General features: G+C 60.3%; 1 protein-coding gene. It reads left to right on the forward strand.

The window, feature by feature from the left end:
* Window positions 1-34 precede the first annotated feature (34 nt).
* Window positions 35-1,812 (forward strand): ABC transporter ATP-binding protein (locus ACR0DY_RS19875; RefSeq protein WP_480484967.1); only part of this gene is annotated, 1,778 nt, incomplete at its 3' end.

Below are 1,812 nucleotides of genomic sequence, written 5' to 3' on the forward strand. Positions count from 1 at the left end.
GCGTGCGCACCGTTTCACGGATTTGGAGAACGCAATGATGAAGCGCGCCTGGAACAAGTGGCGATCGGGCTATATGGGCCGGCTTGTCGGTGAGAGCTTTTATGCGCAGGGCGGGCTTTACGGCGTTGCGATCCTGGCGATGATCGCGGTGGCGGTCACCACCGCCGGCTCGGCTTACATGATGGAATATATCGTTGATGCCATGACCAGCCCGGAATTGCGGGGATGGGCGCATGTCATTGCGCTGGGGGTTGTGCTTCTGTTCCTGACCAAGGCGGTGGCCTCGTATGTTCAGGCCGTCTTTCTGGCGCGCGCGGGCAACCGGATTGTGGCCCAGCAGCAGGAGAAGCTGTACCGCAAGCTGGTCCGGCACGGGGTGTCGTTCTTTTCGACCAATGAATCATCGGATTTGCTGATGCGCACGACCAATGGCGCGCAATCGGCCCGGGGCCTGATCGATGTTCTGGTCACCGGGTTTGTCCGCGATGCCCTGACCCTGGTCGGCCTGATTGTGGTCATGGTGTATCAGCAGCCGGTCCTGTCGGTGATGTTCTTTGTGGTGGGCCCGGTTGCCCTTCTGGGGGTGCGGTATCTGCTGAAAAGCGTCCGCTCGATCATGCAGGCCGAGTTCAAATCGCTGGCCGAGATCATCCGGGTGCTGCAGGAGACCTCGGCGGGGATCAAGGTGATCAAGGTGTTTGCGCTTGAAGATCGCATGATCGACCGAATGGAGACCGCGATCCGGAAGGTCGAACAGCGCTCGAACGACATCGCCCGGCTGCAGGCCATTGCCAGCCCGCTGATGGAGTTTCTGGCCGGTCTGGCGGTTGCCGGGGTTCTCATTGTCAGCACGATGGGCATCGCGGGCACCGAACAGCCGACCGCGGGTCAGTTGATGTCCTTCATCACCGCTTTGCTGATGGCCTATGAACCCGCCAAGCGCCTGTCCAGGATGCGGGTCCAGATTGAAACCTGCATGGTCGGTGTCGGCCTGTTGTTCAGCCTGCTGGATCAGGAGGACACGATGGTGGAAAGCCCCCGGGCCCGTGACCTGAGTGACGGCCCCGGACAGATCACGCTGCGCAATGTGACCTTTGGCTATCAGGGCACGGTGCCGGTGATCGACAACATGAGCGCCACTTTCGAGGCCGGGAAAACCACGGCCCTTGTCGGCCAGTCCGGTGGTGGCAAATCCACGTTGTTTGGCCTGATCATGCGGTTTTACGACCCCGATCAGGGCAGCGTCGAGATCGATGGCCAGGACCTGAGGGATGTCAGCTTTGCCTCGCTGCGGCGGAAAATCTCGTATGTCGGTCAGGACACGTTCCTGTTCTCGGCCTCGGTGATGGACAACCTGCGCTGCTCGGCACCCGAGGCGAGCGATGAAGAGGTGATCGCGGCAGCCCGGGCCGCACATGCGCATCAGTTCATCACAGACCTGCCGCAGGGCTATGAGACCCCGGTGGGCGAAAACGGAACCTTTCTGTCGGGCGGTCAGAAACAGCGCATCGCGATTGCCCGCGCCATTCTGCGCAAGGCCGAAATCCTGCTGCTGGACGAGGCAACAAGCGCGCTGGACGCGGAATCGGAATCGCTGGTCAAAGAGGCGCTGGACGCCCTGACACAGGATGTCACCGTCATCGTCATCGCCCACCGCCTGTCAACCGTGCTGGAGGCAGACAAGATCATCGTCATCCAGGACGGCACTATCGCCGAACAGGGAAACCTCGACCAACTCATGCAGAAAAACGGACCCTTCAAAAACCTCTTCGACCAACAGTTCAATAAACACAAACAAAAACAAAAAGTCGC

The sequence above is a fragment of the Ruegeria sp. O6 genome, from assembly GCF_056535045.1.